Here is a 25,126-nt window from a genome sequence, read left to right as displayed (position 1 = left end):
CTTAAACACGTTCAATAATAGTTGCAGTGCCCATGCCTGCGCCAATGCACAGAGTAATAAGCGCTGTGTTTTTGTCGCGCCGTTCTAGCTCATCCAGAACAGTGCCAAGGATCATAGCGCCAGTTGCACCCAGTGGATGCCCCATCGCAATCGCGCCACCAGCAACGTTCATTTTGCTGTGGTCGATGTTAAATGCCTGCATGTAACGAAGAACGACGGCAGCAAAAGCCTCGTTAAGCTCAAACAAATCGATATCATCGATTGTCATCTTAGCTTTTTTCAAAAGCTTCTCGGTCACATCAACGGGACCTGTCAGCATCAATGTCGGATCAGAACCGATATTGGCAAAGGCCTTGATTTTCGCGCGTGGCGCTTTGCCGATCATTTTAGCTGCTTTTTTCGAGCCAAGCAGAACGCCAGCAGCACCATCAACAATACCTGATGAGTTGCCTGCATGGTGAACATAGTTGATACGTTCAATTTCTGGGTGCCCAGCAATACCAACAGCATCAAAACCGCCCATTTCGCCTTGCATAACAAAGCTTGGGTTTAACTGGCCAAGAGACTGCATATCAGTGCTTGGACGCATATGTTCGTCTGTCGCCAAAATTGTCAGGCCGTTCTGGTCTTTGACCGGAATGACAGAGTTTTTAAAGTGACCTTTTTCCCAGCTTTCCGCAGAACGTCTTTGGCTTTCTACGGCATAAGCATCCACATCATCGCGGCTAAAGCCGTATTTTGTAGCGATCAAATCAGCTGAAACACCTTGCGGCATAAAGAATGCAGGGATGTTAACCGAAGGGTCCATATACCATGCGCCGCCAGATGCGCCCATGCCAACGCGCGACATGCTTTCAACGCCGCCAGCGATAACAATATCATCGGCACCTTGTGCAATTTTAGCCGCGCCAAAATTTACAGCATCGAGGCCGGATGCACAAAAACGGTTGATCTGCATGCCGGGCGCTTCTGTCGCATAACCAGCTTCAAAAACAGCTGCGCGAGCAATGTCGCCGCCAGCCTCATAAACAGGGTCAACACAGCCAAAAATAACGTCATCTACCTTGGATGTGTCGAGTTCATTGCGGTCTCTAAGTGCTTCAAGAACCTTTGCGCCAAGGCGCGGTGTTGGTACTTCATGCAATGAGCCGTCTTTTTTGCCGCGTCCGCGCGGTGTTCGCACTGCGTCATAAATAAAGGCATCAGCCATTTTATTTCTCCCGTTTGCCTGCGATTTTCAGGACTTGTGATCGAAAATTGAATTTGGCGGGGACGTGCCCCGCCTTTCTATTGGCGCTTAAAACGCATCTTCCGGTATAGCCATCATGCTATCGGCACCGGTTGATATGCGCGCAAGATGCGCTGATGTTTCCGGCATAACCCGATCAAAGAAGAAGCGTGACGTTGCAATCTTGTTGTCGAAATATTGCTTGTCGCCAGTACCTTCCGCAAGCTTTTCCTGCGCTGCTTTTGTTTGCAATGCCCACATGTAACCAAGTGCGACTAAGCCAAACATATGCATGTAATCGTGTGAACCAGCACCTGCATTGTCAGGCTTTGCCATTGCATTTTGTACAAACCACATCGTGGCTGACTGCAAATCGTTAAGGCCTTTTTTCAAATGCTTTGTAAAGAATGCAAGATTTTCGTCTTCACGATTGTCTTGGCAAAAATCACCAACTTCTTTGAAGAATGCCTGAACGCCGCGTCCGCCATTCATGCCAAGCTTACGGCCCACAAGATCAAGCGCCTGAATGCCGTTTGCGCCTTCGTAAATCATGGCAATACGCGCATCACGTACATATTGGCTCATGCCCCATTCTTCAATGTAGCCGTGGCCGCCATACATTTGTTGAGCCATGACCGTATGCTCAAAACCTTTGTCCGTCAAAACACCTTTGATAACCGGCGTAAGCAAGCCCATCATTTCTTCGCTTAGTGCAGCTTCTTCTTTATCTTCAGAGCGGTGTGCCACATCAGATTTAAGCGCTGCCCATAGGATGAATGCTCGACCAGCTTCGTTAAATGAGCGGATTGTCATCAAATTACGGCGTACATCTGGATGCACGATAATCGGATCAGCTTTTTTGTCTGCATGCTTTACGCCAGACAATGAACGGCCCTGAATACGGTCTTTCGCGTAGATTACAGCGTTCTGGTACGCGATTTCCGAAATCGCAAGGCCTTGAAGTCCAACACCCAAACGCGCTTCGTTCATCATGATGAACATAGCTTTTAGGCCTTTATGTTCTTCACCAACGAGTGTGCCAACAGCATCGTCATAGTTCATCACACAGGTAGAATTGCCGTGGATGCCCATTTTTTCTTCGATAGAACCACATGAGACACCATTGGTATCGCCAACAGAACCATCTTCATTGATTGCAAATTTAGGAACGATGAAGAGCGAAATACCTTTGACACCTTCTGGCGCGCCTTCGATGCGGGCAAGAACCAAGTGAATAATATTGTCGCTCATGTCATGTTCACCGGCAGAGATGAAAATCTTCTGGCCTGTGATTTTGAACGTGCCATCGCCTTGCGGGACAGCTTTTGTGCGTAGCAAACCGAGATCCGTGCCGCAGTGCGGCTCGGTTAGGTTCATTGTGCCGGTCCAGATGCCTTCAACCATTTTAGGAAGGTAAGTCTGTTTTTGTTCGTCAGTTCCGTGAACGTGAATAGCTGCCATCGCGCCTTGTGTAAGGCCAGGATACATGGCGAATGCCATATTTGCTGATGATAGATATTCACTGACAGCGGTATGAAGAACATAAGGAAGGCCTTGGCCGCCATATTCAGGGTCAAAGCCCAAGCCCATCCAGCCGCCCTCTTTGTACTGAGAAAAAGCCTCTTTGAAGCCTTTAGGCGTTGTTACGCTGCCATCATCATGGCGGATACAGCCTTCTTGATCGCCTACTTGGTTGAGCGGAAAGAATACTTCTTCAGCGACACGGCCAGCCTCACGTAGAACCGCCTCAACAATATCAGGTGATGCATCGGCAAAGCCAGGCAAATTGTTAAAGCGTTCGTATTTTAAAACATCGTTCAATATAAATAGGGTGTCATCAATGGGTGCGCTGTAGCTCGGCATGTTTCCTCCAACCGTGGGCTAGTGCCTTAAATTCGGCATCTGAATTTTAGTTCAATGCCATATATCAAATTTTGACGTTTGCGTAAACGTCAAAATTTGCGTGTGGGAAACATTGTACACTAATCTGGCTGCGGGGCAGATTAAAATCTCCGGTTAAGTGGTTTAGGTTCTCGGACATACGAAAAAACGCAGCACATTTCTGCGCTGCGTTTCGTAGTGGTAAATTGGTTTTGTTGCTAAGTGTGTGTATTAAATCGTCAAATATGCGAATGACGCTTATTTTTTCTCGGCTTCCGCCAGCATGTTACGAAATGACACAATCGTTTTTTCTAGTTCGCTAATTGATGCATCAATTTGATCGCGCTCTAGCTGCAGTTTTGTAAGCTGCTCTTCGCCTTTTTCCAAGGAGACTTTCAACTGGCGTACATTGCCGGATTCAGGATCATAAAGAGCCAGAATTTCAGCAACATCAGCCAATGAAAATCCGAGACGCTTACCCAAAAGAATGATTCTCAAGCGGGCTCGGTCGCTACGAGAGTAAATTCGGGTGTTGCCGATGCGGCGTGGTGCCAATAGTTTCTTGTCTTCATAGAAACGTAGTGTTCGCAAAGTAACATCAAACTCTTCTGCGAGTTGACCAATACGGAATGTTTCTTCGGGATTGTTTTTGTCGAACCGTTCAAGCCCGTTCATAAATGCTCCATTTCGCACTGACGTGCATATTATTGTTAAGGCCAAATAAGCTCTATTTGCCTTCAAATGTGGTTGGGATGGTCTTCTAGGTTTTTGCAGCGCCTAGAACAAGTAAGCTACTCCCTCTAAAGGTTGTTGGGTAAATTGAAAGTTACGTAATATTACGCGCTGTTACATTTTGGGTGGAAAATGCAACTTAGATGCCTAAACATGGTAAAAATGTTGAAAATATTCCAACAGTTAACGCGTTGTTTACCACGTTCGTTAAAAAGTTAACGCGCGGCACTGTGAGTCGGTAATCGTTCAAATCCTTTTGTGAACATATATCGAATCGCACGGAATTTGCTCCGAGTTTGCCAAGAAGTTAACAAGAAAGCGCCAAATGGCTGCTTTCGAGGGAAGCGGAAACATTATGGTCAACCGGCAAGATGATACGAACACGACGCTCAATCGCTTGAACCAAGCTCTCAGCAGTCTTGAGGGACGTTTACATGCTGCCAAGCAGCAGACAGGGCATGGACAGAGCGCTAGATCCGAATCAAGTGAAATGAGTGATCTTGCTAAAATCAGGGCGCGGCAAGCTGCTCTGTCTTCATCTGGCCGTCACGCTCCTGCACATAGCGTTCCCACGCAGGCACTGTCTCGTGATGCAGCGATAACTGCTGATCAATTACGCGCTGAACTTGATACTATTCGCAAAGAAATGGAACGCGAGATGAGCGGCAATTTTTCCGCAGGGTTCCAGACATTGCGTGATGACTTGCATGGTTTGAAAAGTTCCGTATCGACAGCAGGGCGCGATAATGCTGGTTCGGCTGCAGCAGGCCAATTGCGCTCAGACATCGCCTCATTGAAGGAAGATGTTGCACGCCTTGCACGTCAGGACACATTAGAAGAATTGCTGGACCGTTGGAGTGTTGTTGAACGCGAAATCGCAAATCTGCCGCAGACACTGGGTTCCCGCGATGATCTCATACATATGGCCGAACGCCTTGATCATGTGCAAAATGCATTAAACACGCTCCCACAGAGCAATGATTTGATCGCGATGGAAGAGCAAGTGCGCATGCTTGCCGTTGCAACCGAACGTATGGCGGAAAACGCTGGTGGTTCCCATTTTCCAATCGAGGGAATTGACTCCAGATTGGATGAGATTAGCCGTGCTGTTTCCGCGATACCAACCTCTCAGCCAAGCATGCCAGCGGTGGATGCGGGTGCATTAGAACGTATCGAAGCGCGGATTGCACGCGTTGCAAAGCTGATTGAAGAAGCGGAAGTCGCGGTTAATCCAAATGCTTTTGACGCGCAATTCTCTGAATTAGCCAATAGATTAGATGTTTTGCAGCAAGAAACATCGAATTTAAGACAAGAAACGCGCTCTTCTTTTTCACATGGTGCCATTGAGGCATTAGAAGCACAGATTTCTGGATTGTCAGCACAGATTGGTGCGGGCGGTAATGCGCGCAGTGAAGAAGTCAATGCGATCAAAGAGCTTGATGATCGCCTTTCTTATATCATTGAGCAGGTCACACAAACTGCAAGACAGCAAGAAGAAACGTCTCGTACTCTTGTGTCATCACTCGATGGCCGTATGGCGGAATTGTCCAGCCGCATTGAGGTCAGTGAGCAGGGTGCAACGTCAGTGCCATCACTTGATCACATGGCCAGTCGCTTGGATGAAATTGCGGAAATGCTTGCATCTGGCGGCGGTGCACAACCAGCACATAACATAAGTAATCTGGAGGCCCAGATTGCCGAACTCACAAAGAGCTTGAACACTGGTGCAACAGCGTTTGATGAACAAAGTTTGCTTTCAACTGCGCGTCTTGCAGCAGAAGAAGCCATTGCACGCGTCGGTGAATCGGGAGCAAGCAATGAAACATTGCATCATCTAACCGATGACTTGAAGATGCTTGAATCATTGGCGCGCGATAGTGATGATCGCAATAGCCGTACATTTGAAGCAATCCATGACACTCTTTTGAAGGTCGTAGATCATCTGTCTGGCTTGGAAGACAAAGTGAGCTTTTCTCCTTCTGAAACGGCAAGATCGCAGCGCGTTGAACTGCATGATGCACCGCCGCTGCAACCAGATGATGCAGACGGCCAAGATATTTCTTTTGGGAATCGTAATAATGAATATGCCGATGAAGGTGTGTTACACGTAGCCGAGCATACTCGCAGGCAAGCAAAGCCTGCGGCTGTTGCTGCAGCTGAAGCAGCCATGGTTGCGGTAAATGAAGGCAAAGCGCCGAGCGTTTCTTTAAATGGTGAGCCACAACAAGCCGAACAGCCAGAAAAAAGTAAATCGCTGCTGAAAGGCATGGCTCAAAAGCTGCGCCGTGGCGCGAAAACAACAACACCTGTTGTTGACCATCATGATTTTCCAGAAGATCCGGCGATGCTTGAGGACCCATCTGGCGAAACTGGTGTGCCTGTTTCTGATGAACCGATTGAACCTGGCTCAGGAAACGCTGATTTAAGTGCAATCATGCGCCGTGTACGTGAAGAACGTGCTGGTACAGGAAGCAATAGCTCCACAACACCTATGCCAGCAGATGATGCGGACAATGGAAAGTCCGACTTTATTGCCGCTGCGCGACGTGCAGCACGTGCTGCTGCTGCTGATGCAACCGTTGGAAGCCGTGCTGAAATGGGTAAAGGCGGAGATACTAAATCGTCGCTCGGTGCCATGCTTGCATCACGGCGTAAACCAATCTTGATGGGGGCAGGTGCAATCTTGCTCGCATTGCTGGCGTTTCCTTTGATTAAAGGATTTGTCGCACCAAGCGATTCTGTTGAAGTTCAAAGTGTACAAGTTCAGCCAGAGCAAACGCTAGAGGAAGAGGTTGCTGTTGCTAATACAGATGGCGAAGAAGAAATTCTTGCTAATCTTGAAGCGCCGAAAGTTCGTGATGTTTCTGAACAAGCAAGTGTTGACGCAGATATTATGGGCGTTGGTGAACAGGACGAACCGATAGATATCGCTGAAGACGAAACAACAGATATTGATGTTGAAAGTCAGGAAATTGTTGAAAACGACCTGACGCTTGAAGATATCCCAGAAGCTATTGGGCCTGTGGCTTTGCGTGAAGCGGCTGTGAACGGCGATGCAAAAGCGCTTTATTTGGTTGGTGATTATTATTTTGGCGGCGTAGCAGGTCAATCGGGTAACGATTTAAGCAAAGCGCTAGAGTGGTATGAAAAATCTGCCGATCTGGGTTACGCACCGGCACAATACCGTATTGGTAACTTTTATGAAAAGGGCTTCGGCGGAACACGTGATCTGACCAAGGCAAAAACTTGGTATCAGATGGCAGCTTCACAAGGAAATGCGGCCGCAATGCATAATCTTGCAGTATTGCTGGCAAACGGACCTGATGGCACGCCGGACTTTGCGTCAGCAACACGCTGGTTCCAAAAAGCTGCTGAGCTGGGTGTAAAAGACAGCCAGTTTAACCTCGGTATCCTTTCTGCGCAGGGTAATGGCATCGAGCAAAATCTAGCTGAATCGTATAAGTGGTTCTCTATCGCTGCAAAAACGGGCGACAAGGATGCAGCCACAAAACGAGACGAAGTGGCAGAAGCGCTGCGTCCTGAACAGTTAGAAATGGCGCGCGGAGCAGCGGAACTCTGGAAGAAAAAAGAGATGGTCGAAGAGGCTAACTTTGTAGATATTCCTGATGCTTGGGTCACTGATGCGGCTCAAACTGCTGCAACTGGCCCTGAACTATCACCAGCGGAAATGAAGAAAGCCGTTAGTAACATTCAAGCGATCCTAAACAAAAGTGGCTACGATGCCGGACCTGTTGACGGCGTCATGGGCGGTAAAACGATCGAAGCGATCCGCGCCTTCCAAAGCGCCAATGGTTTAAAACCAACAGGTGAAGTTACGCAAGAATTGGTCGCAAAATTGCTTGAAATCGCTGAAAAGAAATAAAGCTTCAAAACAATCTTGAAAAGGCAGTGCTTAACCGCACTGCTATATTATTTGACCATTGAAAAGCTTGAAGTCGCGACTGAATGTTCAGCGCCGCAAGCCAATAATATTCTCAGATGAAATCGGAAAAACCTTATCTTTCCCTTGCATATAAGCGCGCAATTTAGCGCTGTGAAACAAGCCGTTAAATGCACGGTCTGCAAGGTTGAGACCGCCAGTTAAAACACCAAAAGAAGGCATGATCATTCGTGCGCCGTCGCAGGCAAAGCAAGCACGGCGGACTTTTTTGCCGCGCACTTGAATCTGAGCACAGGGGTGCAAATGCCCCGATATTTCATGACCTTTGTATGAGGTATCAGGAATATGGCGCAGCACGATTTTGCCAATTGCCAATTCTTCATAACATTGTCCAGGAAGGTGGCTTGGCGGCGAGGGGTCATGGTTGCCCGTAATCCACACCATTTGGCGCTCATGTGTCATGGTTTGAAGCGTTTCTAAAGTACTATCGCTCAGGCGATGACTTGCTTCATCATCGTGAAAGCTATCGCCAAGACTAACTATAATCGAAGGATTATATTTGTCGACCAGTGCGGTTAACCGTGCAAGCGTGGCCGCTGTATCATAAGGCGGTAAAAACTGACCGCGCCGCGCAAATGAAGAACCTTTTTCAAGGTGAAGGTCAGCAACAACAAGCGCATTGATGCTCTTGATAATCAGAATGCCCGCCGGATCTAACAGCAGCTCGTCGCCGCCAAATGTGATTTCAAGCGGTTGTCCAGCCTGTGTGTCCTTTATTGTTTTAAGCCCGCTACGCACAAAAATTCCTAAAAATCGACGCCCATTGCTTCGCGTACAATATCATCACCATTCATCGAGACTTCTTCCATCAAGGCATCGCTGGTTTCATCGGATGCAATAGATTCCTTGCCGATTTCCAGCATCACTGGAACTGCCAAGGGCGAAATTCGTTCCAGATTCTTATGCACGATTCGCCCCTTGATACGTGATAGTAAAGAGCCAACCCGCGCAACATCCAGAAAACCTGCGCGCGCATCATGGCGTGTTGCCTGCATCAAAATGTGGTTGGGGTCGTGACTGCGTAACACATCGTAGATGAGATCAGCTGAAACTGTAACTTGCCTGCCGGACTTCTCTTTGCCGGGGTGGCGCTTATCAATAAGGCCGGCAATCACGGCACAGTGGCGGAATGTACGCTTGAAGATGAAGCTTTCATCCAGCCATTCTTCCAGATCATCACCAAGCATGTCTTCGCTAAAAAGTTCGCTAAGCGACATCTTTCCTGATGCAATCATGGCACCAAAATCTTTCATTCCCCAAATGGCAATCGCATAATCGGAAGCAACAAATCCGATGGGATGCGCGCCAGCGCGTTCCATCCGGCGTGTCAGAAGTATGCATAGGGTTTGATGAGCGAGCCTTCCCTCAAAAGGATAGGCAACCATATAAAACCGTTCGCCGCGCGGAAAGGTTTCAACGAGCATTTCGCCTGGTTTAGGTAGAACTGAAAACTGTTTTTGGTAGCCAAGCCACTGCGACACTTGTTCGGGTAGCTTGTCCCAGCTTTCAGGATTGTCGATCATCTTTCTGACCTGTTCGGACAGATAGGTCGTGGTCGGAAATTTGCCACCTGCATAGGCTGGAATTTTAGCATCACTAGATTGGGCGTTTGATACGAAACATTCGTTTTCGCGGATGCCTTCAAAGCGAAGAACCTTTCCAGCAAACAAAAACGTATCGCCTTGCGTCAGCATTTCTAAAAACAGCTCTTCGATCTTGCCAAGCATTGGGCCGCCACGCATTGCTTTATTACCAGCTAGGCAGGATTTTCCGCGATTTCGCGTCATACGAATATTGAGCATGGGTGCTTCAATAATCGTACCGGCGTTTAAACGGTATTGCTGCGCAACAGACGGATGTGTAATGCGCCACGAACCATCAGTCGTTTCGCGAATACGCGCATAACGATCATAGCTACGAAGAGCATAACCGCCATTGGCAACGAACTGCAGGCATTGGTCAAACTGCTCGCGCGAAAGCCGTGCATAAGGTTCTGCCGAAGTCACTTCTTGATAGAGCGCGTCAGGGAAAAATGGTCCCGAGCACGCAACGCCCAATATGTGCTGACATAAAACATCAAGCGTACCGTCACCAACAGGCGGCGTGTCCTGCGCGCCGAGGTAATTAGCATCAAGCGCTGCCTGACATTCCATGACTTCAAAGCGGTTGGCAGGAACAAGTATTGCGCGTGACGCTTCATCCATACGGTGGTTTGCACGCCCAATGCGCTGGGCAAGGCGGCTTGCGCCTTTGGGCGATCCGACATGGATTACAAGGTCCACATCGCCCCAGTCGATACCAAGGTCAAGCGTGGAGGTCGCAACAACGGCGCGCAAACTATTGGTCGCCATTGCTTGTTCAACTCTGCGCCTTTGGCTGACATCAAGAGAGCCATGATGCAGTGCAATTGGGAGGCTGTCTTCATTGATCGTCCACAATTCGCGGAAGATAAGCTCGGCTTGACTGCGAGTATTAACAAAAATCAGCGTGGTTTGATGTGCCTTAATCGCATCCAAAACACCTTGCATGGCATAGCGCGCTGAATGGCCAGACCAAGGAATGCGTTGTTCGGTCTTCAAAATTGTTATGTCTGGCTTCGCGCCGCCATCAACTGTGACAAGTTCGCTGAGTGGTATGGTTGTGCAGTTTTGCGGTACAAGCCACCGACGCAAATCGTCAGGGTCAGCGACGGTTGCAGACAGGCCAATCGTTTGCACGTTGGGCACAAGCTGCCAAAGCCGTGACAAGGCCAGCGATAAGAGGTGCCCGCGTTTGGATGTAACCAGCGAGTGCAACTCATCGAAAATCACATAGCGCAAATCACCAAAAAAACGGCTCGCATCTGGATGGCTGATGAGAAGCGAAAGTTGTTCTGGGGTCGTAAGCAAAATATCAGGCGGGTTGAGCTTTTGTCTTTGCCGTTTTGATGTTGGAGTATCTCCGGTGCGGGTTTCAACGCGCACAGGCAGATCCATTTCGCTCACCGGAGCACTCAAATTGCGTTCAATATCGACCGCGAGCGCTTTGAGTGGTGAAATGTAGAGCGTATGTATTCCGGGTTTGATTTGCCCTGCTTTGGGTTCTGGGCGCCGCGTTATATCGACCAGCGCAGGTAAAAAACCAGCCAGTGTTTTACCCGCGCCCGTAGGCGCTATGAGCAGTGTTGATTGACCACTTTCGGCATTGTTGAGAAGTTCAAGTTGGTGCGCGCGTGGTTGCCAGCCCTTTTTTGAAAACCAATCGATAAATTGCGGCGGCAAATTGAAGGCTGCGCTGTCATTCTCTTTGCTGTGTTCAAAAAGGTTCATAAAACAGAGATAAGGCGAGAATTATAAAACGCCAAGGCTAAAGAACTTAGTTTGGTGGGGTGGAGTTTAACGGTCATTGCATCAAGCTTGCATTGCAGCTTGTAGGTCCTTATTTATCAAGGATAGAAAAGGCTGGATAATGCAAACAAATAGATTTTTAGGCGATACTGTCGGACGCACTGTCATCAAATTGTTGGTGATCTCTGTGTTAGTTGGCATGGTAATGAGCGTGTTTAATATTGCGCCATTCGATGTGCTATACGGTATTCGCGATTTCTTCGTGCGTCTTTGGGAAAGCGGTTTTGCTGCACTGGGACGTTTCGGCGATTGGTTGATTTTGGGCGCGAGCATCGTCATTCCGGTGTTCATACTTTTACGCGTATTGAATTACCGTAGGAGTTGAACTTGATTTCCCGCCGCGCATTTGTGTTGAGTCTGCCGCTTGTTAGTATAATGCCTATGGCGGCATTGTCCGATGCCAGACGCTCAAGTGTCATTATTACTGGCCAAGCGATGGTTTTGGTCAATCGTTATCGCGCCTCGAACAACAAAGAACCGTTGGTCGTTGACGCGCGTGCCGAACGTGCAGCTTTACGCCATGCTGAAGACATGGCGCAGGCAGGCGCATTAAGCCATGCTAATTTTAAAGGCCGGCTATCTGAAGCGGAAATCACTTCGCCCTCTGCCGAGAACGTAGCCGTTGGTCATGCGACGGTCGCGCAAGTGATCGACGCGTGGCAAAAATCAAGCCAGCATAGGCGCAATTTACTAGGCAACTATAATCGTTTTGGAATGGCCGTTGCGCGCAACGCAAGTTCTGGAAATCGTGCCTATTGGGCGATGATATTATCTGAATAGTTCATCTAAAAGACAAATTCTGTCGCAACGCGGTGTAAAATAGCATGGCGTTGTGCCAGCGCTTCAATGTCTTTTGAATAGCCGCCGCCAATGACACCGCAGACAGGGATGCCGCGCGATCTAAAATGGGAAATAACCAGCCGTTCGCGTTGTTCAATACCAAAATCTGTCAGCGCTAACCTTCCCAATCGATCATCTTTATGAACATCAACGCCCGCATTGAAAAAGACAATATCGGGATGGATTTGATTGCGTAATTTTTCCAGTGTCAGTGTCACTGTTTTCAAATAAGCATGATCCTCCATGCCGTCAGGTAGAGGCACATCAAGATCAGATATTTGTTTGGGATGCGGATAATTGTTTTCTGCGTGCAGTGAAACGGTAAAAACACGGGGCTCGTCTTTGAAAATCTCTGCCGTACCGTCGCCTTGATGCACATCTGTGTCGAACACCAATGCGCTCGATATCTCGCCTGATTCTAAGAGCAGCCGCGCGGCAACACCCACATCATTAAATGTGCAAAACCCTGCACCGTGCTGTGAGTTTGCATGGTGGCTGCCACCAGCTGTATTGCAAGCAATGCCAGCCTCTAATGCGAGACGTGCAGCCATGACAGTTCCCGTTGTTGCGCATTGCGCACGTACAATGGCTCTTTCAGTCATTTCAAAGCCAACAAGTTTTTGAATGTGATGCGGAACATCAAAACCATAGACTTGGTCAACATATTCAGTGTCATGGGCCAGTTTTACCCAATTTATGGGCGCAGGGGCAGGAACGTGGAAATTATCTTTTGTTGCCAAACCATCGCGCACAAGGACATCGGCCAAGAGCTTGTATTTGCTCATAGGGAAGCGATGCCCTTCGGGAAATTGCGCGTCATAGGCGGGAGAATGAACAATGGGTAATGTCATGCCAAGCACATAGCTTTCGCGTGTAAAATTGCAATGAGCGCTGGCCATTATCTGTCATTGGTTTAACTTTTACGCTCATTACAAAGATGAGTCGGCAGTATAATGACCACAGCAACGCCCAAGCTTAATATCACAAACCGTATGGTGCTTGGCATCGCTGTGCCAATGACGATTGCATTTTTAACGGTGCCGCTTTTGGGGCTTGTTGATACTGCGATTGTAGGCCAGTTCGGTGATGCTGCGCTGATCGGCGGTTTGGCTGTCGGCGTGATCATCTTTGACATCGTTTTCACGACATTCAATTTCTTGCGTACCGGAACAACCGGGTTTGTCGCACAGGCCTTGGGGCGGGGCGATGAGCGTGAGCAACAAGCTTGGTTCTGGCGCGCTATTATTACCGCTGCAATGATTGGTGTGCTGGTTCTGCCGCTTTCGCCTTTCATTCGCGAACTGGGACTATATTGGATTAGTCCTGAAAACGGTGTGCGTGACGCTGCAACGACCTATATGGCAATTCGTTTTTTAGGGGCGCCCTTTAGTCTGATAAATTATGCAATTCTTGGAACGCTGCTGGGCCAAAACAGAGCAATGGCAAGCTTAGGTGTCCAGTCTGTCGTTAATGGCTTAAACATCGCTTTATCAGTCGTGCTTGGCCTTGTGCTTGAATGGAACATTGTGGGCGTTGCTTGGGGCACAGTGATCGCAGAAGCGACGGTGGCGCTCGGCTCTTTTATCTGGCTATGGCGTGGGTTTGATCAAAGCCAAAAACCAACATGGAAGGAAGTTCTGGACCGATCGTCTTTGCTCAAAATGCTCAATGTCAATCGCGACATCATGATCCGTTCTTTCGCTCTTTTGATCGCATTCTCACTGTTTGCGCGGCTTGGTGCCAATATGGGAACGGTAACGCTGGCAGCGAATGCAATATTGCTAAATTTCTTTTTCGTATCCTCATATTTTTTAGACGGCCTTGCTGCTGCATCGGAACAACTAGCAGGTAGAGCAATTGGCGTGGGCTCGCGTTCTGCCCTGTGGCAAGCGATCAAAAAATCATGCGGCTTTGGTTTTGCATTATCCTTTTTCGCAGCGGTGCTTTTGTTGGTTTTTGGAGATCAATTTATTGATATGATGACGACAGCTGAAGATGTGCGGATCATTGCGAAAACATATTTACCTTGGGCCGCATTAACCCCGCTAGCAGGCGTATTGGCTTTTCAAATGGACGGTGTTTTTATCGGCGCAACTTGGTCGGCAGATATGCGAAACATGATGTTGCTGTCACTCGCAGTCTTCGCTTTTCTTTGTTATACGATGCCCGTAATTTGGGGCAATCACGGCTTATGGCTAGCGCTTAATGCGTGGTTGTTCTTGCGCGGTGTAAGCCTGCTATTCGTGCTGCCTAAGCGGGTTGCAGAGATTTGACCGACATCTAAACAGTACGCGCTGCCCACTCTTCAAGCTTGCGATCACGCAATTGGCTAATATGGGCAAGGCCCAAATGATCTAGCTTTTGGCTCAAGCCACGGTTGATTGCATTGGCAATGGTTGGCCCTTCATAGACCATGCCCGTATAAAGTTGGATAAGGTCTGCGCCGGCTTCAAACTTATCCGCAGCGCTATCAGCATTGTGAACACCGCCAACACCAATGATGGTAAGGTCTTTGCCTGCCCTTTGCCGCGTTTTTGCAAGCATAATCGTTGAGCGTTCATGCAATGGTTTGCCTGATAGTCCGCCTGCTTCGGTGCTCGGCTTTTGCAGAACCGAACGGTCAAGTGTCGTGTTGGACACAATGATACCGTCGAGCTTTTTATCCAACACTTCGGAAACGATATCATCGAGATCTGCTTCAGTAACATCAGGCGCGATTTTCAAAAAAACCGGTACTGTGCGGCCAAATTCCTGCGCCTTTGCAGCACGGATTGCCATGATGCGGCTTAACAGTTCGGCGAGCTGGTCTTTCGCCTGCAAATCACGAAGGCCTGGCGTATTGGGTGATGAAATATTGGCCGTAAAATAGCTTGCCACCGCATAGAACTTTTCAATGCCCAACACATAGTCGTTAAAGCGGTCGTCGCTGTCTTTGTTCGCGCCAACATTGACGCCGACAAGACCCGTTTGCGCACGAACTTCAAGCCTCTTGAGTGCTTCATCATGGCCTTGATTATTAAAGCCGAGGCGATTGATAACCGCTTGGTCTTCCACGATGCGAAAAATACGCGGCTTAGGATTGCCAGCTTGCGCAAGTGGCGTAATCGTTCCGACTTCGGTAAAGCCAAATCCAAGTTTAAGCAGCGCGTCGGGCACTTCTGCATTCTTGTCTAGGCCTGCGGCAACACCAACCGGATTAGAAAATGTGAGGCCAGCGATAGATTGAGAAAGACGCGGATCACTGTGGATTTTGCCGCCGGAAATAGCGCCCGTTTTCAAGCCCTTTATGGAAAGGCCATGAGCGGTTTCTGCATCCAATAAAAACGTGGTGGGCCGTCCAATTGCTTTCCAAAACTGTTTTAACATAAACTGTTTTAACCTTCGAAATTCTCTGGAAAAATATGTAACTGATTGTCATCAAGCGGTAATTCAGCGGCCCAGATGACAGCGTTTAAATTGAGCTTGTCATAAAGGTGAGGGAACAAAGCATTGCCGCGCGAGACTTCATATTTTAGTTTGTCACCTAAAGCAGCTTCATCAACTGCAATGAGCAAAAGCGAATCTTGACCTGCAAAATGCTTGGCGGCCGTTTCGCGAACAGTCGCAGCAGTCGAAAAATGAATGTACCCATCGGCAAGATCAATCGGAGCGCCTTCAAAAAAGCCGGTTTTTTCAGCCTTTTCCCATTGGTCGCGTGTCGCGATTTTATAAATCAATTTCTGTGTCATGGGCATCTTTTATGGTCATTTTTCTGCTGTTGAAAGAGGACTGTGACCAGATACACGGATTATTGTCTAAATTCTGTCGCCTTGTAAGGATATGTGTCAGATGAGATAGTTCAGTTTCAAAAGGGACCATTATGATTTACCTGAAACAAATGATGACAGTCACAGGCATATTGACTGCCATAATGTGCACGAGTGCATTGGCGGAAGGTCGCTATGTCATGGTGAAAGTTGATAACGGCTATGTGCGCATGGACACTCAGTCCGGTGCTATGTCGATGTGCCAAACACAAAATGACCAGATCATTTGCAAAATGGCAGCCGATGAACGTGCCGCTTTTAATGAAGATATTTCAGCTCTTGAAGATCGGGTAGCCGCTCTTGAGAAAAGGCTCTCTGTCGGGACTCCTTTGGCAAACAAAGAAGGTTTGCCAAGCGAAGAAGAGTTTGAGCGCGGACTTGGCTATATGGAAAAATTCATGCGCCGGTTCATGGGAATAGCCAAAGAATTTGATGAGCCGAAAGCTGCGAACTAATTACGCCGAAGCAGGCTTTGCTAAAACCTGCTCGATGATGTGTAAAACCTCTGCGCTTTCATCAAGTGGCATCACTGCATGTTCGGGTAATTTTTGCCCGAGCGCAGCCTGAAATGCTGCAGCTTGAAAATTAAGCCCGTGACTTTGCCGCGCAAATGTTTTGCGTGTTCCGCCTTGCAAAGAAAATTTATTTCGAAGACGATTTATGAAGCCGCCGCTTGCTGGGGGTAAATGGCTTTGAGCGCCATGCCAGATGGCTGCTGAATCCGTGCGCAAGAAATGCCGATCAATCCGCAGCGCTCCTTTTTCGCCATATATGTCAAATGTGTTACCCTGTTCTGGCCCAAAGCCCACATTGATCGTAATGGGCATAGCGCCGGATTTTAAATGGAGTGTCGCTGACTTGTTGACGCCATTGGGGGCAGCTTTCCACTCACTTGAAACCAATTCCAGCTCACCAAGCAAATACCTTGCCAGTGAAATCGGATAGACACCCAGATCATGCAATACGCCGCCGCCCAAGGCTGGATCGTACAACCGATCAGATGGATCATAGTCGCGTTCGAAATAAAGGCTTACCTCTGCCCGTTTAATTTCCCCGATGTCGCCTTTTTGCAAAATGGCTTTGGCAAATTGCACGGCAGGTAGAAAACGTGACCATAGTGCTTCCATAACCAAAACATTGTGCTCACTGGCGGCGGCTTTGATTTCTATAACGTCGCTCGAAGTCATAGCGATGGGTTTTTCAATCAGTACTGGTTTGCCAGCTTTGATTGCCGCCAGCGCCTGCTCGCGATGCGCAATATGCGGGGTCGCGATATAAATGATGTCCAAATTTGGTTGCGCGAGAAACTCCTGCAAGTCGTCATAACTATGCGTGAAAGCGTGTTTCGATGCAAAATCAGTGGCGTTTTTTAGCGTGCGAGAGAATATAGCTGCCTTTTTTGCGCCTGCTACATGACTAAGATCACTCGCAAATTTCTGGGCGATGGCCCCTGTGCCAATGATTCCCCAGTTCCACATTTGTTTATTAGCTTCAGTCATGGCTTTTCCTGCAAATATTTTGGCTATGTTAGGCTGCCAAGGTCAACAAATTGCAAAACTTTCTGCATTCGTGATGAAAGACTGTATTTTCTTAAATGTTGCGGCTGGACAGAGTAAAATTTAGTGCTATAACCCGCCCACCTCACCAGCCAATCGGCTGAGTAGCCCGAGTAGCTCAGGGGTAGAGCAGCGGATTGAAAATCCGCGTGTCGGTGGTTCAAATCCGCCCTCGGGCACCACTTTTTTCACAGTGAAAACAATGGCTTACGGGTTTCGTAATTTTAATAGTCCGTTTTCCTGTGTTGCACTTTGTTGCATCTGGTTCCCCTTGATTTCCAAGGGTTTTCAAATAGACACCGCAAATCCATGCAACATATATGCGACATAGAAAGTTTTAGATTCGGATTTTTCCTCAAGCTAAACCACCTATAAATCCCTCTGTCTCTGTTTCCATCGATAAAGCTAGACGAACTGCGCCTCTGCATCCGCGTCTATGGCAGATCAATTGGGCTTCTGCTTCATCAAGATAAGAAAACTCAAGTCCGGGGCGCTGTGCTAATTCCTGCGGGTCTTCATAACGTGTGTGGCCGCATATACGGCATGTGACTTCCAAGCGCTCACCTTCGCCAATGTCCGTCAGTTGGAGTTCTGTGCGCCAGTTCACCAGAAGTCCTCCGCACGCGGTATTCTTGTAAAGCTGATCTTACCCCCAAGGTGGCCACCCTTTGGTGGTGTCCACGGCCCAAGCGTAACAACGGAGCCGCTATATTTTGCATTGAGTTTGTCAATAGCGTGGGAAACCCGTTCCCACTTCTGGCGCTCAGGATCGTCGTTTAAGAGCATATCGGTCTGGCGCTGCCCTGCCAGCTTTATATCGCCGAAAGTTACGCCAACGCGAATGATGCGGCTTGATCGCGGCACAGTCGCTTCCAAACGTGCCCACAAGGTTTTCAGGCCATCTATGCAGGCTTTGTCATCATAAACACCGGATAGAGCAATAGACGTACTGTATGAGCTTTCACGCATACCGCACCAAAGATAGAGCTTGTGTGAATAGTAACCCGCCTTGCGCATACGCCGCGCTGCCTTGATAAGCAGCATTCGGGCAATCTCAAAAGCTTCTGGTAGTGAGCGTTGATCTGGTGGCAATACGCGCCCATGGCCAAACATACCGCGTTCAGATTTCTGTGCTTGAATTGCATAGCCATGAAGAGCGTACCAAAGCCGCTCACCTGTCACATTATTCCATATCTTGCGCATGTGCTTTGGAGACAGAGCAAGCAGCTTCTGCATGTCATACACGCCGATCTTATTGAGGCGCTTTTGCATACTGCCACCAATGCCAGGAATATCTTCAAAGGGTATTGGATAGAGAATTTGCGGTACAAGATCGGGTGTCCAAATGGTTGTTCCGTTCGGCTTATCCTGTTTGCAGGCGATCTTTGCGAGTTGCCGGTTGGCAGCAAAGCCAATTGAGCATGTGATATGCGGCCCAACATAGCGCTCAATTCTGCCGTGTATTCTATCGGCCAATTCCTGAGGCTTTTTGATCTGTGAACTATCAAGGCGGCAGGTCAGTTCATCAATTGACTTAACAGCATCCACAGGGATCACCGCGTTGATCTCTGCCAGCAATGTGTTGTGTGCGCGTCTGTATAAATCAGGTGTCTGAGGAACGAGTATAAGTTCAGGACAAGCTTTGAGCGCATCCGGTACGTTCATCACATTATGACAGCCTCTGGCTTTGGCTTCTTTTGAACACGCAATGACAACGGTATGCTTTGTTCCCTCAAACGGAACGATGCCAATGGGTTTGCCACGCAAGGCGGGACGTGCTTGCTGCTCCACAGACGCAAAGAAGCCGTCGAAGTCCAAATATAGTGTTTCGATTGTTGTAGGCTTGCGCATGTTCCGATTCCATTAAAAGAACAAAATAGGAACAATCTTCATTTTGAGTCAAATGAATTTAGGAATAATATCCTTTCTCATGTTATCTTATTTAACTAGATCGTTACCCAAACACCGCATCGAATGCGCCTGCTGATCTGAGCGTGAATGCTTGATTATGCATAATCCAGTGCGCGGATAACGTCGATATGACGCGCTTAAGCTGCCAACTATAAGTGCATCAAAGTCAAAATCCGCATCAAGGACTGTTAAACGCAACGCCCTTCGCTTCTAACGCTGACCAGCAATTTATCGCCACAGCAGCAGCGCCTAAATTATTCACAGTCACAGAATGGACTGCGTTAAATCCTCTTTCGGCTGCTTGTTTTTTCATTAGGTTGAGTGCGTTTGCCTCGGATGGGGCCGGATCGTACAGTTTATTTTTGCACGAAACGCCTTTGACCTCGTTGCGCCAACTTGTTCCAGCGGGACCAGTTTCAAACACTTGAACGTTGGAAACTTCTGCAACGGCGTTGGCTTTAAGTGCAAGCCCTTGGTTAACGTCTGCATTTTGCGCGGTTGTTCCGCATCCTGAGACGACCAAAAGACCAGTTAAAATGATTGCACGTTTCATATTAGCCACCACAGCCTTTACTAAGGCGGTTAGCTTCCATCGCTTGAATTTTGCCCTTAGAAACTGAAATTAGACCTTCTTTGTCTCCACCTGTCACGCTGCCCATAGGAACGCCGATAAGGAAAACACCAAAGGCATCACCGTTAGCTGCGTTGGTTTGCTGGACGGATAAAGCTTTCAAATTTGCCTCTTCATCAGCTCGCGTCTTAGCTAAATCGCTGCACGATAAGTTTGTGTAAGCTGATTCAGGAATTGCGGACGGTGAAATTGCATCAGGTCGCTTAGCGCAAGACGTGATTACAAGTACGCTTAGCCCAAGCGCAATAGTAGTTCTGTTCATAAAATCCCCCTCAGAAAGTACCCCTGCATTTATGTTGCAGAAATTCATTCAACTGACCAGACTGTATTTAATATATTGGAAGAACGTACCGAGTAATACACAGCCAAACCGCTTGTTGGTCTCATTTTTGGCCGTATGAAATTAAAAAAATAGCGGGGAGCTCAAAGGGATCTTAGCTCACCCGCCTTATGTTGCCGCGCCGGAGGTAACGCGGCCACAATTCTTTAAGAGACGTTTCCGAAGTCGCCGAATGTCAGCGCTTTAGGACGCTTCAAGGCTAGCGCAATGCGCTCCTCAGCAAGCAAGGTGACTCTGTTTTTAGTGAAGTCGTCGTTTTCATAACCAGCTTCAACACGTGCATCCCAGCGGTCATAGAGGGTTGCTGCCATCTGAAAATCACCGACTAGGAACTTGTCTAGTTCCATTGCCTGAGTTGGCACGACTGGAAGACCGAACAGATTAGGCTCAACATTGCTTTGCGGATCACCGAGAATGTATTTTCCATCGGTGTCTTTGAGCAATCGCATACGCATCCAGTCCGAATGATGCACGATAATACCTGTAGCGGGATAATCCGCTAAAGCGTTCTGCAGGATAGCCAAACCGATCCTATCGATCATTGTCTCACTAGCCACTGTAAAAGGCGCTGCATAAGCAGTTGCGTTGGTGACCATGCCGTCAAGGTTTTCGCCAGTGCCATCGCCATTCAATAGCTGGGCTTCCTCCACAAGTGACAAGCCATAAACAAGCTCGCTGTCGATTGTGCCGCGTAGCTGTGAAGAATCCTCAAGGATTTGGCGCGATGCTTTTACGAAGTGAGCAATCACCCGCGTTTTTGCTGTTTTCATTTCGAAAGCCATATCGCTTTCAGGCTTTTTGGTATTTTCAGCAACTGGAGCGGCATTGTTAGTGCGTGAGGTTTGCGCAGGATATTCGATTTCACCGCTTTCAACCTTAATCACATTCAATAAGCTACGAATTGTCATTCGACGCTGTGGAAGCATTACAGGCTTATCTCTGAAACTAGGCACGCCTAATGCCCCAGCGCTATCAGCGTTAGTTAGCAGCGTTCCTTTGACATTCATTCGGAAACGCCCTGGACGTGACTTTTCTTCAACGAATGATTCAAAACCCTCGCCTTTAGTGAACTGTTCGCCCCAAGTCTTTTCTGAGGTGTCCATTCCACCGCTAAAGTTTGCTCGTGAGAATTTCTGTTCAATATCAGCCATTGCCTCAACAACGCCACTCACGCGCTGGTCAGTCTCACCAATACGCTTAAGCATTTCCGTGTTGTGATCGCCAAATTTCTTGGCAAGAATATCAAACGGATCGCCATCTTTAGTTTGTAGATGCTTACCAGCCGCCGCCATCGCCATAAGGGAAGCTTTAGCTGTGTTCTGAAATGTTTTGTCGTGTCGCATGTTAATTACCTCTTAGGTTATGCGTTGCTGCGTCGATAATCGATGCAAGTTGTTTTGCTTTAAGTTCTGTATCGTCTGTGTTGCTGAGTGCAGGCCAGCCACCAGCGGCCAATCGCGCAGCCGCAGCCTTTGCGAGTCCGGCATCACGAAGAATGTCGATAAGCTCGCTCTTTGAGTTCAACGATTTAACGCTTGTTATTTTGGCTCTCGGATTGGCAGGGATAGCCACAACTGAGACCTCGAAAAGATCAACGTCCAGCAATGTAAAGCTGCCATCTGAATTGTATTTGCGGCCACCATCTGGGATGAAATAGCCAATTGAAAACGCACCAGCATCACCTGCCGCGACATGCTCGTAGGCTTCACGGCCACGAGTGGTTTTCATGTTGATTTGACCAGCGACATGCAAGCCCTTGGTATCTTCGTGAATGTTAGTCCAGCGCCCTATTAGTTCTTCTTGTCGATGTGACCAAAGCATCGCTGGGAGAGTGCCGCCGTTCTTATGCTCAGCAAGCGTCCGTTCAAATGCACCGATCGATACTATGTCACCTTGTCGATCTGCCTCGCCGCCAAATGTGGAAGCGTAGCCTTCAATACGGCCATTACCATCGCTCTTGATTTCAAGATCAAGCGCAGGTGCAAGCCTAAAGCTTTCAGGTTGGAATTTGTGAAATAAGCTCATGCGCTCACCTTCATTAAATGTATGTCAAAGCGTTGAGCATCGCTGCTCAGTTCTGCCTCGCGTCCGGTTAGGTGGCCGGTACATTCGAAGGTGGCTAGTTGGTTTGAAGTCCAGCATAGCTGGTAAATCGCCCAATCGAGCCACCATGAATATAGGCATATGTTCCTAGTGAAGTCAAGTCTTAGGGTGTTTTGCATCGAGCAATCCACTATCAACGCGCTCAGTGAACAGGCGCATACGCCTTGCTGTTTCTTTGCTACCGATGCCGCTGATACTTGTGACCAAAGCGTAAGTGAGAAGCCGATCGATAATCAGCGAAATAGGCGCTCCCATTTCATGATGCATTTGCTCGACGCATTTGTGCAAAGTTCTATCTATTGCGCGTCTAGTTTTAATATCTTCGATTGAAGGTTGTTTCGGTAAAGTCATGGTTGATTCTCCATGCTGTTCCCTGCTCAGAAGCGGGAATAATTTTAATTGTGAGCGAACAAAAATTGTCGCGGTTTATGTTGCTTGAACTTCAGCGTCGGTGTCCCGATTTGACGTGCTGAACAATGCCACTCCCCCACGGGGGGGTATGTTGGAACTTGGTGGCTTTTGGTTTTCTGTACCCGTGCGATACCTGCGTGCGCATTATCCGCAAATTTGAACAGGGGGTAGGGGTAAGAGACACATATCCATTACCCTCAAGAGCTAGTCCCTCAGATTTGGCACCCGCCAAATAGCTTTGACTTGTCGCGGTTGAAACATTCTGTAGGAATTTTAACTCCTCCAAATGCACGCTCCATTTTGCGCGAAGATTACACCAGCATCACCGAAGTTTCTTGTTGGAATGATACCAATGTCGCCAAGCTCAGGCACACCGACAAGCGGACAGATCAATGGCAAGTGGTTATGCCATGCCTCGATCAAGCCGCCATGTTCAACTATCAAGCGTGTGGCTTCTCTTTGAGTGCTGTACTTTGGAAGTTCTATTTTCTCGCCTGTTTCACCAAGCACCCAATTCGATGCAAACGCGGTGCAATCATCAATACCCCACTCAACAGGTTTGCTTTCCACATGAGATAGAAATTCACGAAGTCTGTTTTGACGTTCTATCATTTGCGCATGCCCTCACGGTGACAAAGCAAGTCAACTTCTCTCTGAACGGTCGCGGTGAAAGATTGAACCTGACGTTCAATTTCATCATCAGCCAACCCGATTTTTTCCAACCTCTTTCGAATTGAAGTTTCAGTCTGTTCCCAATAAGAAGCTTGCGCCCTCTCAGTGGTTTTGTTCATGAAAAGACGTGCAACATGACGAGCTTTCCCGATCTGTTTGCTTGCTGGAAAGGGAATGATTTTTACTGGTGGAATCCAGTTGAATAATGGAAGGGTTCTATCGTTGCTCATTAGCTAATGCCCTATGGTATATATCTATATGTGTACCTGAGGTGGGACCGTTCATGATGCTAAAACCTCCCTTTCAGTACCTGACATGGGACTGTGAACGCCCTTTCGAGGTCTGATTTGTGAAGTTTGTACCTGAGGTGGGACTGTACTGTCCTTGAGGTGGGACCGTGGATTTTCTTTAGTCCACTTCATGAAAGCCTTACTTGCTGGCTTATTGGTCTTGTTACAAAAGCACTCAGTAAGCCGATATTCAGCCGCCATGCGAACTTTATTGTGAAAGCTGCTGGCCTTCACAAGCTCAATAAAGCCACGCTCTAGAAGTGTTTGAATGCATCTTGATGCTGTAGATTTGCCCACGTGGATTTCATCTGCAACGGTCCGCACCGATAGGGCTAACTCACCATTATTTGTGCCGTAATATCTTCTCTTAAATTCTAAATACGTGGCTCGTTCGGAAGGGTCGAGGGATTTCCAAGCAGTGCTATCTATCAGCCATTTATCCAACATTATAAAATGGCCACTAGATTTCTTTTTTTGACCAGCCTGTTTACTCATCGTGCACCTCACGTGTTGCTTGGAGTGCTTGTGCAACGGCCTCACATGCTTGTGGTATAGTGAGGTTAAACCGAGCGCACATTTCTCTGAGTGAGGCTTGTGCTTGGCTCTCTGAGGGACTTAGTGAAGCAAGCCAGCGGCCTGCCTCATCAATCTCTGCTGTGTGTTCGTGATCGATACCTGTCATGCTGAGACCTCGATCTTATGAAGTCCATCAAGGATTGATCCGATTAGTCGCATGTCAGTTGTATCGTCACCCATGCAATCAACGTAATTGACGCCACCCCGACACCATAAAAGCGCCTGTGCTTTAACCTTCAAGCCTTCAAGTGTTGTCGCTGGGGTGCAGTCAATCTTGCTAACAATCGCCCATGATTTCTCATATGCTGGATTATAACGGTCGTCCGGTGCCTCAGCATTAAGAACTTGCTGCTGATATGCTTGGGATAGCTGATTACCAAGGTCTAAAAGAGATGCATCGCTCATGCTGTCACCTCATCAGCAACAGTCTGCTTTTCTCCAAACTTTACCTTATGCAGTGTATGGAAACATAGCCCTCTTTCTTCTTCCAATCGAATACATAAGTCTTTAGCTTTTGCGGCAATTGTCATAATGGGACTTGCCGATTCTTCATCTAAGTTGATAGCAATCATGAATAGCCCTTGCAGGAAATCTGTAACCTCCCTCAATGGTACTTCCATATCAGTGACAGCATCCCAGAGTTTTTCAATCTGAGCTTCTGATATATTGCTATGTTTCAGGCTTGCCCGCGGCGGTGTTAGTTTTCCTAGATCGACGGTTGCGCCATTAGTGATTTCATTGATATTGACTGTCTTGTTCATTTGTTTCTCCGTGGTGGTTAAATATTTTGAACAGGCTCGAT

27 protein-coding genes and 1 tRNA gene are annotated in these 25,126 nt (G+C 47.9%); 6 read left to right on the top strand and 22 right to left on the bottom strand.

Annotated elements, in window-relative coordinates; all coding sequences use genetic code 11:
• Position 1: 1 nt before the first annotated feature.
• The 3 genes from C504_RS0107625 to C504_RS0107615 form a co-directional block, all read right to left on the bottom strand.
• Complete coding sequence (locus C504_RS0107625) at positions 2 to 1,210, bottom strand: acetyl-CoA C-acetyltransferase (RefSeq protein ID WP_018688733.1); 1,209 nt, start codon at positions 1,208 to 1,210, stop codon at positions 2 to 4.
• A gap of 87 nt (positions 1,211 to 1,297) precedes the next feature.
• Positions 1,298 to 3,091 (bottom strand): acyl-CoA dehydrogenase C-terminal domain-containing protein, encoded by a 1,794-nt coding sequence (locus C504_RS0107620; RefSeq protein ID WP_018688732.1) that lies wholly within the window; start codon positions 3,089 to 3,091, stop codon positions 1,298 to 1,300.
• Between the two features lie 276 nt (positions 3,092 to 3,367).
• Positions 3,368 to 3,784, bottom strand: coding sequence for a MerR family transcriptional regulator (locus C504_RS0107615; protein WP_018688731.1), 417 nt, complete (start codon positions 3,782 to 3,784; stop codon positions 3,368 to 3,370).
• Between the two features lie 382 nt (positions 3,785 to 4,166).
• Here C504_RS0107615 and C504_RS0107610 point away from each other — a divergent pair, with 382 nt between their 5' ends.
• The gene (locus C504_RS0107610; protein WP_018688730.1) at positions 4,167 to 7,724 is read left to right on the top strand and encodes a peptidoglycan-binding protein; all 3,558 of its coding nucleotides are present in this window, start codon (positions 4,167 to 4,169) and stop codon (positions 7,722 to 7,724) included.
• 87 nt (positions 7,725 to 7,811) lie between these two features.
• Here the strand turns inward: C504_RS0107610 and pdeM are convergent, their stop codons facing one another.
• A complete protein-coding gene (gene pdeM / locus C504_RS0107605; protein ID WP_018688729.1) occupies positions 7,812 to 8,540 on the bottom strand; it encodes a ligase-associated DNA damage response endonuclease PdeM in 729 nt (242 codons plus the stop codon).
• Between the two features lie 8 nt (positions 8,541 to 8,548).
• Positions 8,549 to 11,110 carry a ligase-associated DNA damage response DEXH box helicase gene (locus C504_RS0107600; protein WP_018688728.1) on the bottom strand — a complete coding sequence of 854 codons (2,562 nt, stop codon included), beginning with the start codon at positions 11,108 to 11,110 and terminating at the stop codon, positions 8,549 to 8,551.
• Between the two features lie 139 nt (positions 11,111 to 11,249).
• Here C504_RS0107600 and C504_RS0107595 point away from each other — a divergent pair, with 139 nt between their 5' ends.
• Positions 11,250 to 11,513: a DUF6460 domain-containing protein gene (locus tag C504_RS0107595; protein WP_018688727.1), complete on the top strand. Its 264-nt coding sequence runs from the start codon at positions 11,250 to 11,252 to the stop codon at positions 11,511 to 11,513.
• 2 nt (positions 11,514 to 11,515) lie between these two features.
• Complete coding sequence (locus C504_RS17425; protein ID WP_018688726.1) at positions 11,516 to 11,968, top strand: CAP domain-containing protein; 453 nt, start codon at positions 11,516 to 11,518, stop codon at positions 11,966 to 11,968.
• Between the two features lie 5 nt (positions 11,969 to 11,973).
• On the opposite strand, the gene C504_RS0107585 is transcribed toward C504_RS17425, so the two are convergent.
• Positions 11,974 to 12,927, bottom strand: a complete 954-nt coding sequence (locus C504_RS0107585; RefSeq protein ID WP_018688725.1) for an arginase family protein — start codon at positions 12,925 to 12,927, stop codon at positions 11,974 to 11,976.
• Positions 12,928 to 12,981: 54 nt separating this feature from the next.
• Between C504_RS0107585 and C504_RS0107580 the strand changes: the two genes are divergently transcribed.
• Complete coding sequence (locus C504_RS0107580; protein ID WP_018688724.1) at positions 12,982 to 14,301, top strand: MATE family efflux transporter; 1,320 nt, start codon at positions 12,982 to 12,984, stop codon at positions 14,299 to 14,301.
• A gap of 7 nt (positions 14,302 to 14,308) precedes the next feature.
• On the opposite strand, the gene C504_RS0107575 is transcribed toward C504_RS0107580, so the two are convergent.
• Both C504_RS0107575 and C504_RS0107570 read right to left on the bottom strand, forming a co-directional pair.
• Entirely contained in the window at positions 14,309 to 15,394 is a 1,086-nt protein-coding gene (locus C504_RS0107575; protein ID WP_018688723.1) for a quinone-dependent dihydroorotate dehydrogenase, read from the bottom strand.
• 8 nt (positions 15,395 to 15,402) lie between these two features.
• Complete coding sequence (locus C504_RS0107570) at positions 15,403 to 15,756, bottom strand: DUF952 domain-containing protein (protein WP_026317302.1); 354 nt, start codon at positions 15,754 to 15,756, stop codon at positions 15,403 to 15,405.
• A gap of 131 nt (positions 15,757 to 15,887) precedes the next feature.
• Here C504_RS0107570 and C504_RS0107565 point away from each other — a divergent pair, with 131 nt between their 5' ends.
• Positions 15,888 to 16,289 carry a hypothetical protein gene (locus tag C504_RS0107565; protein WP_018688721.1) on the top strand — a complete coding sequence of 134 codons (402 nt, stop codon included), beginning with the start codon at positions 15,888 to 15,890 and terminating at the stop codon, positions 16,287 to 16,289.
• Here C504_RS0107565 and C504_RS0107560 read toward each other — a convergent pair whose 3' ends face one another.
• Positions 16,290 to 17,333, bottom strand: a complete 1,044-nt coding sequence (locus C504_RS0107560) for a Gfo/Idh/MocA family protein (protein WP_018688720.1) — start codon at positions 17,331 to 17,333, stop codon at positions 16,290 to 16,292.
• Positions 17,334 to 17,497: 164 nt separating this feature from the next.
• On the opposite strand from C504_RS0107560, the gene C504_RS0107550 reads away from it, so the two are divergent.
• Positions 17,498 to 17,572 (top strand) — tRNA-Phe (locus C504_RS0107550).
• Positions 17,573 to 17,745: 173 nt separating this feature from the next.
• Here the strand turns inward: C504_RS0107550 and C504_RS0107545 are convergent.
• From C504_RS0107545 to C504_RS0107485, 13 genes are all read right to left on the bottom strand, one after another.
• Entirely contained in the window at positions 17,746 to 17,997 is a 252-nt protein-coding gene (locus C504_RS0107545; protein WP_018688718.1) for a hypothetical protein, read from the bottom strand.
• The gene (locus C504_RS0107540) at positions 17,994 to 19,241 is read right to left on the bottom strand and encodes a Y-family DNA polymerase (RefSeq protein ID WP_018688717.1); all 1,248 of its coding nucleotides are present in this window, start codon (positions 19,239 to 19,241) and stop codon (positions 17,994 to 17,996) included. The genes C504_RS0107545 and C504_RS0107540 overlap by 4 nt, the downstream gene beginning before the upstream one ends.
• 238 nt (positions 19,242 to 19,479) lie before the next feature.
• Positions 19,480 to 19,854, bottom strand: coding sequence for a hypothetical protein (locus C504_RS0107535; protein WP_018688716.1), 375 nt, complete (start codon positions 19,852 to 19,854; stop codon positions 19,480 to 19,482).
• 1 nt (position 19,855) lies between these two features.
• Complete coding sequence (locus C504_RS0107530) at positions 19,856 to 20,194, bottom strand: hypothetical protein (RefSeq protein WP_018688715.1); 339 nt, start codon at positions 20,192 to 20,194, stop codon at positions 19,856 to 19,858.
• A 224-nt stretch (positions 20,195 to 20,418) separates the two neighbouring features.
• Positions 20,419 to 21,615 (bottom strand): phage major capsid protein, encoded by a 1,197-nt coding sequence (locus C504_RS0107525; RefSeq protein ID WP_018688714.1) that lies wholly within the window; start codon positions 21,613 to 21,615, stop codon positions 20,419 to 20,421.
• A gap of 1 nt (position 21,616) precedes the next feature.
• Positions 21,617 to 22,297, bottom strand: coding sequence for an HK97 family phage prohead protease (locus C504_RS0107520; RefSeq protein ID WP_018688713.1), 681 nt, complete (start codon positions 22,295 to 22,297; stop codon positions 21,617 to 21,619).
• Positions 22,298 to 22,471: 174 nt separating this feature from the next.
• Positions 22,472 to 22,726: a hypothetical protein gene (locus C504_RS0107515; RefSeq protein WP_018688712.1), complete on the bottom strand. Its 255-nt coding sequence runs from the start codon at positions 22,724 to 22,726 to the stop codon at positions 22,472 to 22,474.
• A 333-nt stretch (positions 22,727 to 23,059) separates the two neighbouring features.
• On the bottom strand, positions 23,060 to 23,398 hold the full coding sequence (locus tag C504_RS0107510) for a DUF6950 family protein (protein WP_018688711.1): 339 nt from the start codon (positions 23,396 to 23,398) through the stop codon (positions 23,060 to 23,062).
• Positions 23,395 to 23,688 (bottom strand): DUF6074 family protein, encoded by a 294-nt coding sequence (locus tag C504_RS0107505; protein ID WP_018688710.1) that lies wholly within the window; start codon positions 23,686 to 23,688, stop codon positions 23,395 to 23,397. Before C504_RS0107505 ends, C504_RS0107510 begins: the two co-directional genes overlap by 4 nt.
• 51 nt (positions 23,689 to 23,739) lie before the next feature.
• Positions 23,740 to 24,243, bottom strand: coding sequence for a helix-turn-helix domain-containing protein (locus C504_RS17420; RefSeq protein ID WP_018688709.1), 504 nt, complete (start codon positions 24,241 to 24,243; stop codon positions 23,740 to 23,742).
• Positions 24,236 to 24,430 carry a hypothetical protein gene (locus C504_RS0107495; protein WP_018688708.1) on the bottom strand — a complete coding sequence of 65 codons (195 nt, stop codon included), beginning with the start codon at positions 24,428 to 24,430 and terminating at the stop codon, positions 24,236 to 24,238. Before C504_RS0107495 ends, C504_RS17420 begins: the two co-directional genes overlap by 8 nt.
• A complete protein-coding gene (locus C504_RS0107490) occupies positions 24,427 to 24,729 on the bottom strand; it encodes a hypothetical protein (RefSeq protein ID WP_018688707.1) in 303 nt (100 codons plus the stop codon). The genes C504_RS0107495 and C504_RS0107490 overlap by 4 nt, the downstream gene beginning before the upstream one ends.
• Positions 24,726 to 25,085 (bottom strand): hypothetical protein, encoded by a 360-nt coding sequence (locus C504_RS0107485; RefSeq protein ID WP_018688706.1) that lies wholly within the window; start codon positions 25,083 to 25,085, stop codon positions 24,726 to 24,728. The genes C504_RS0107490 and C504_RS0107485 overlap by 4 nt, the downstream gene beginning before the upstream one ends.
• Between the last annotated feature and the right edge of the window lie 41 nt (positions 25,086 to 25,126).

It is taken from the genome of Ahrensia kielensis DSM 5890, from assembly GCF_000374465.1.
Taxonomy (GTDB): domain Bacteria; phylum Pseudomonadota; class Alphaproteobacteria; order Rhizobiales; family Rhizobiaceae; genus Ahrensia; species Ahrensia kielensis.
This window is presented reverse-complemented; position numbering and strand designations above follow the sequence as displayed.

Bases quoted from the DNA above. Each gene is read 5' to 3' on its own strand.
- C504_RS0107615 (WP_018688731.1), bottom strand. From the start codon at position 3,784: ATGAACGGGCTTGAACGGTTCGACAAAAACAATCCCGAAGAAACATTC.
- C504_RS17420 (WP_018688709.1), bottom strand. From the start codon at position 24,243: ATGAGTAAACAGGCTGGTCAAAAAAAGAAATCTAGTGGCCATTTTATA.
- C504_RS0107490 (WP_018688707.1), bottom strand. From the start codon at position 24,729: ATGAGCGATGCATCTCTTTTAGACCTTGGTAATCAGCTATCCCAAGCA.
- C504_RS0107625 (WP_018688733.1), bottom strand. From the start codon at position 1,210: ATGGCTGATGCCTTTATTTATGACGCAGTGCGAACACCGCGCGGACGC.
- C504_RS0107515 (WP_018688712.1), bottom strand. From the start codon at position 22,726: ATGACTTTACCGAAACAACCTTCAATCGAAGATATTAAAACTAGACGC.
- C504_RS0107580 (WP_018688724.1), top strand. From the start codon at position 12,982: ATGACCACAGCAACGCCCAAGCTTAATATCACAAACCGTATGGTGCTT.
- C504_RS0107530 (WP_018688715.1), bottom strand. From the start codon at position 20,194: ATGAACAGAACTACTATTGCGCTTGGGCTAAGCGTACTTGTAATCACG.
- C504_RS0107495 (WP_018688708.1), bottom strand. From the start codon at position 24,430: ATGACAGGTATCGATCACGAACACACAGCAGAGATTGATGAGGCAGGC.
- C504_RS0107520 (WP_018688713.1), bottom strand. From the start codon at position 22,297: ATGAGCTTATTTCACAAATTCCAACCTGAAAGCTTTAGGCTTGCACCT.
- C504_RS0107570 (WP_026317302.1), bottom strand. From the start codon at position 15,756: ATGACACAGAAATTGATTTATAAAATCGCGACACGCGACCAATGGGAA.
- C504_RS0107585 (WP_018688725.1), bottom strand. From the start codon at position 12,927: ATGGCCAGCGCTCATTGCAATTTTACACGCGAAAGCTATGTGCTTGGC.
- C504_RS0107525 (WP_018688714.1), bottom strand. From the start codon at position 21,615: ATGCGACACGACAAAACATTTCAGAACACAGCTAAAGCTTCCCTTATG.
- C504_RS0107575 (WP_018688723.1), bottom strand. From the start codon at position 15,394: ATGTTAAAACAGTTTTGGAAAGCAATTGGACGGCCCACCACGTTTTTA.
- C504_RS0107540 (WP_018688717.1), bottom strand. From the start codon at position 19,241: ATGCGCAAGCCTACAACAATCGAAACACTATATTTGGACTTCGACGGC.
- C504_RS0107535 (WP_018688716.1), bottom strand. From the start codon at position 19,854: ATGAAACGTGCAATCATTTTAACTGGTCTTTTGGTCGTCTCAGGATGC.
- C504_RS0107595 (WP_018688727.1), top strand. From the start codon at position 11,250: ATGCAAACAAATAGATTTTTAGGCGATACTGTCGGACGCACTGTCATC.
- C504_RS0107560 (WP_018688720.1), bottom strand. From the start codon at position 17,333: ATGACTGAAGCTAATAAACAAATGTGGAACTGGGGAATCATTGGCACA.
- C504_RS0107620 (WP_018688732.1), bottom strand. From the start codon at position 3,091: ATGCCGAGCTACAGCGCACCCATTGATGACACCCTATTTATATTGAAC.
- C504_RS0107610 (WP_018688730.1), top strand. From the start codon at position 4,167: ATGGCTGCTTTCGAGGGAAGCGGAAACATTATGGTCAACCGGCAAGAT.
- C504_RS0107565 (WP_018688721.1), top strand. From the start codon at position 15,888: ATGATTTACCTGAAACAAATGATGACAGTCACAGGCATATTGACTGCC.
- C504_RS0107485 (WP_018688706.1), bottom strand. From the start codon at position 25,085: ATGAACAAGACAGTCAATATCAATGAAATCACTAATGGCGCAACCGTC.
- C504_RS0107505 (WP_018688710.1), bottom strand. From the start codon at position 23,688: ATGAGCAACGATAGAACCCTTCCATTATTCAACTGGATTCCACCAGTA.
- C504_RS0107510 (WP_018688711.1), bottom strand. From the start codon at position 23,398: ATGATAGAACGTCAAAACAGACTTCGTGAATTTCTATCTCATGTGGAA.
- C504_RS0107600 (WP_018688728.1), bottom strand. From the start codon at position 11,110: ATGAACCTTTTTGAACACAGCAAAGAGAATGACAGCGCAGCCTTCAAT.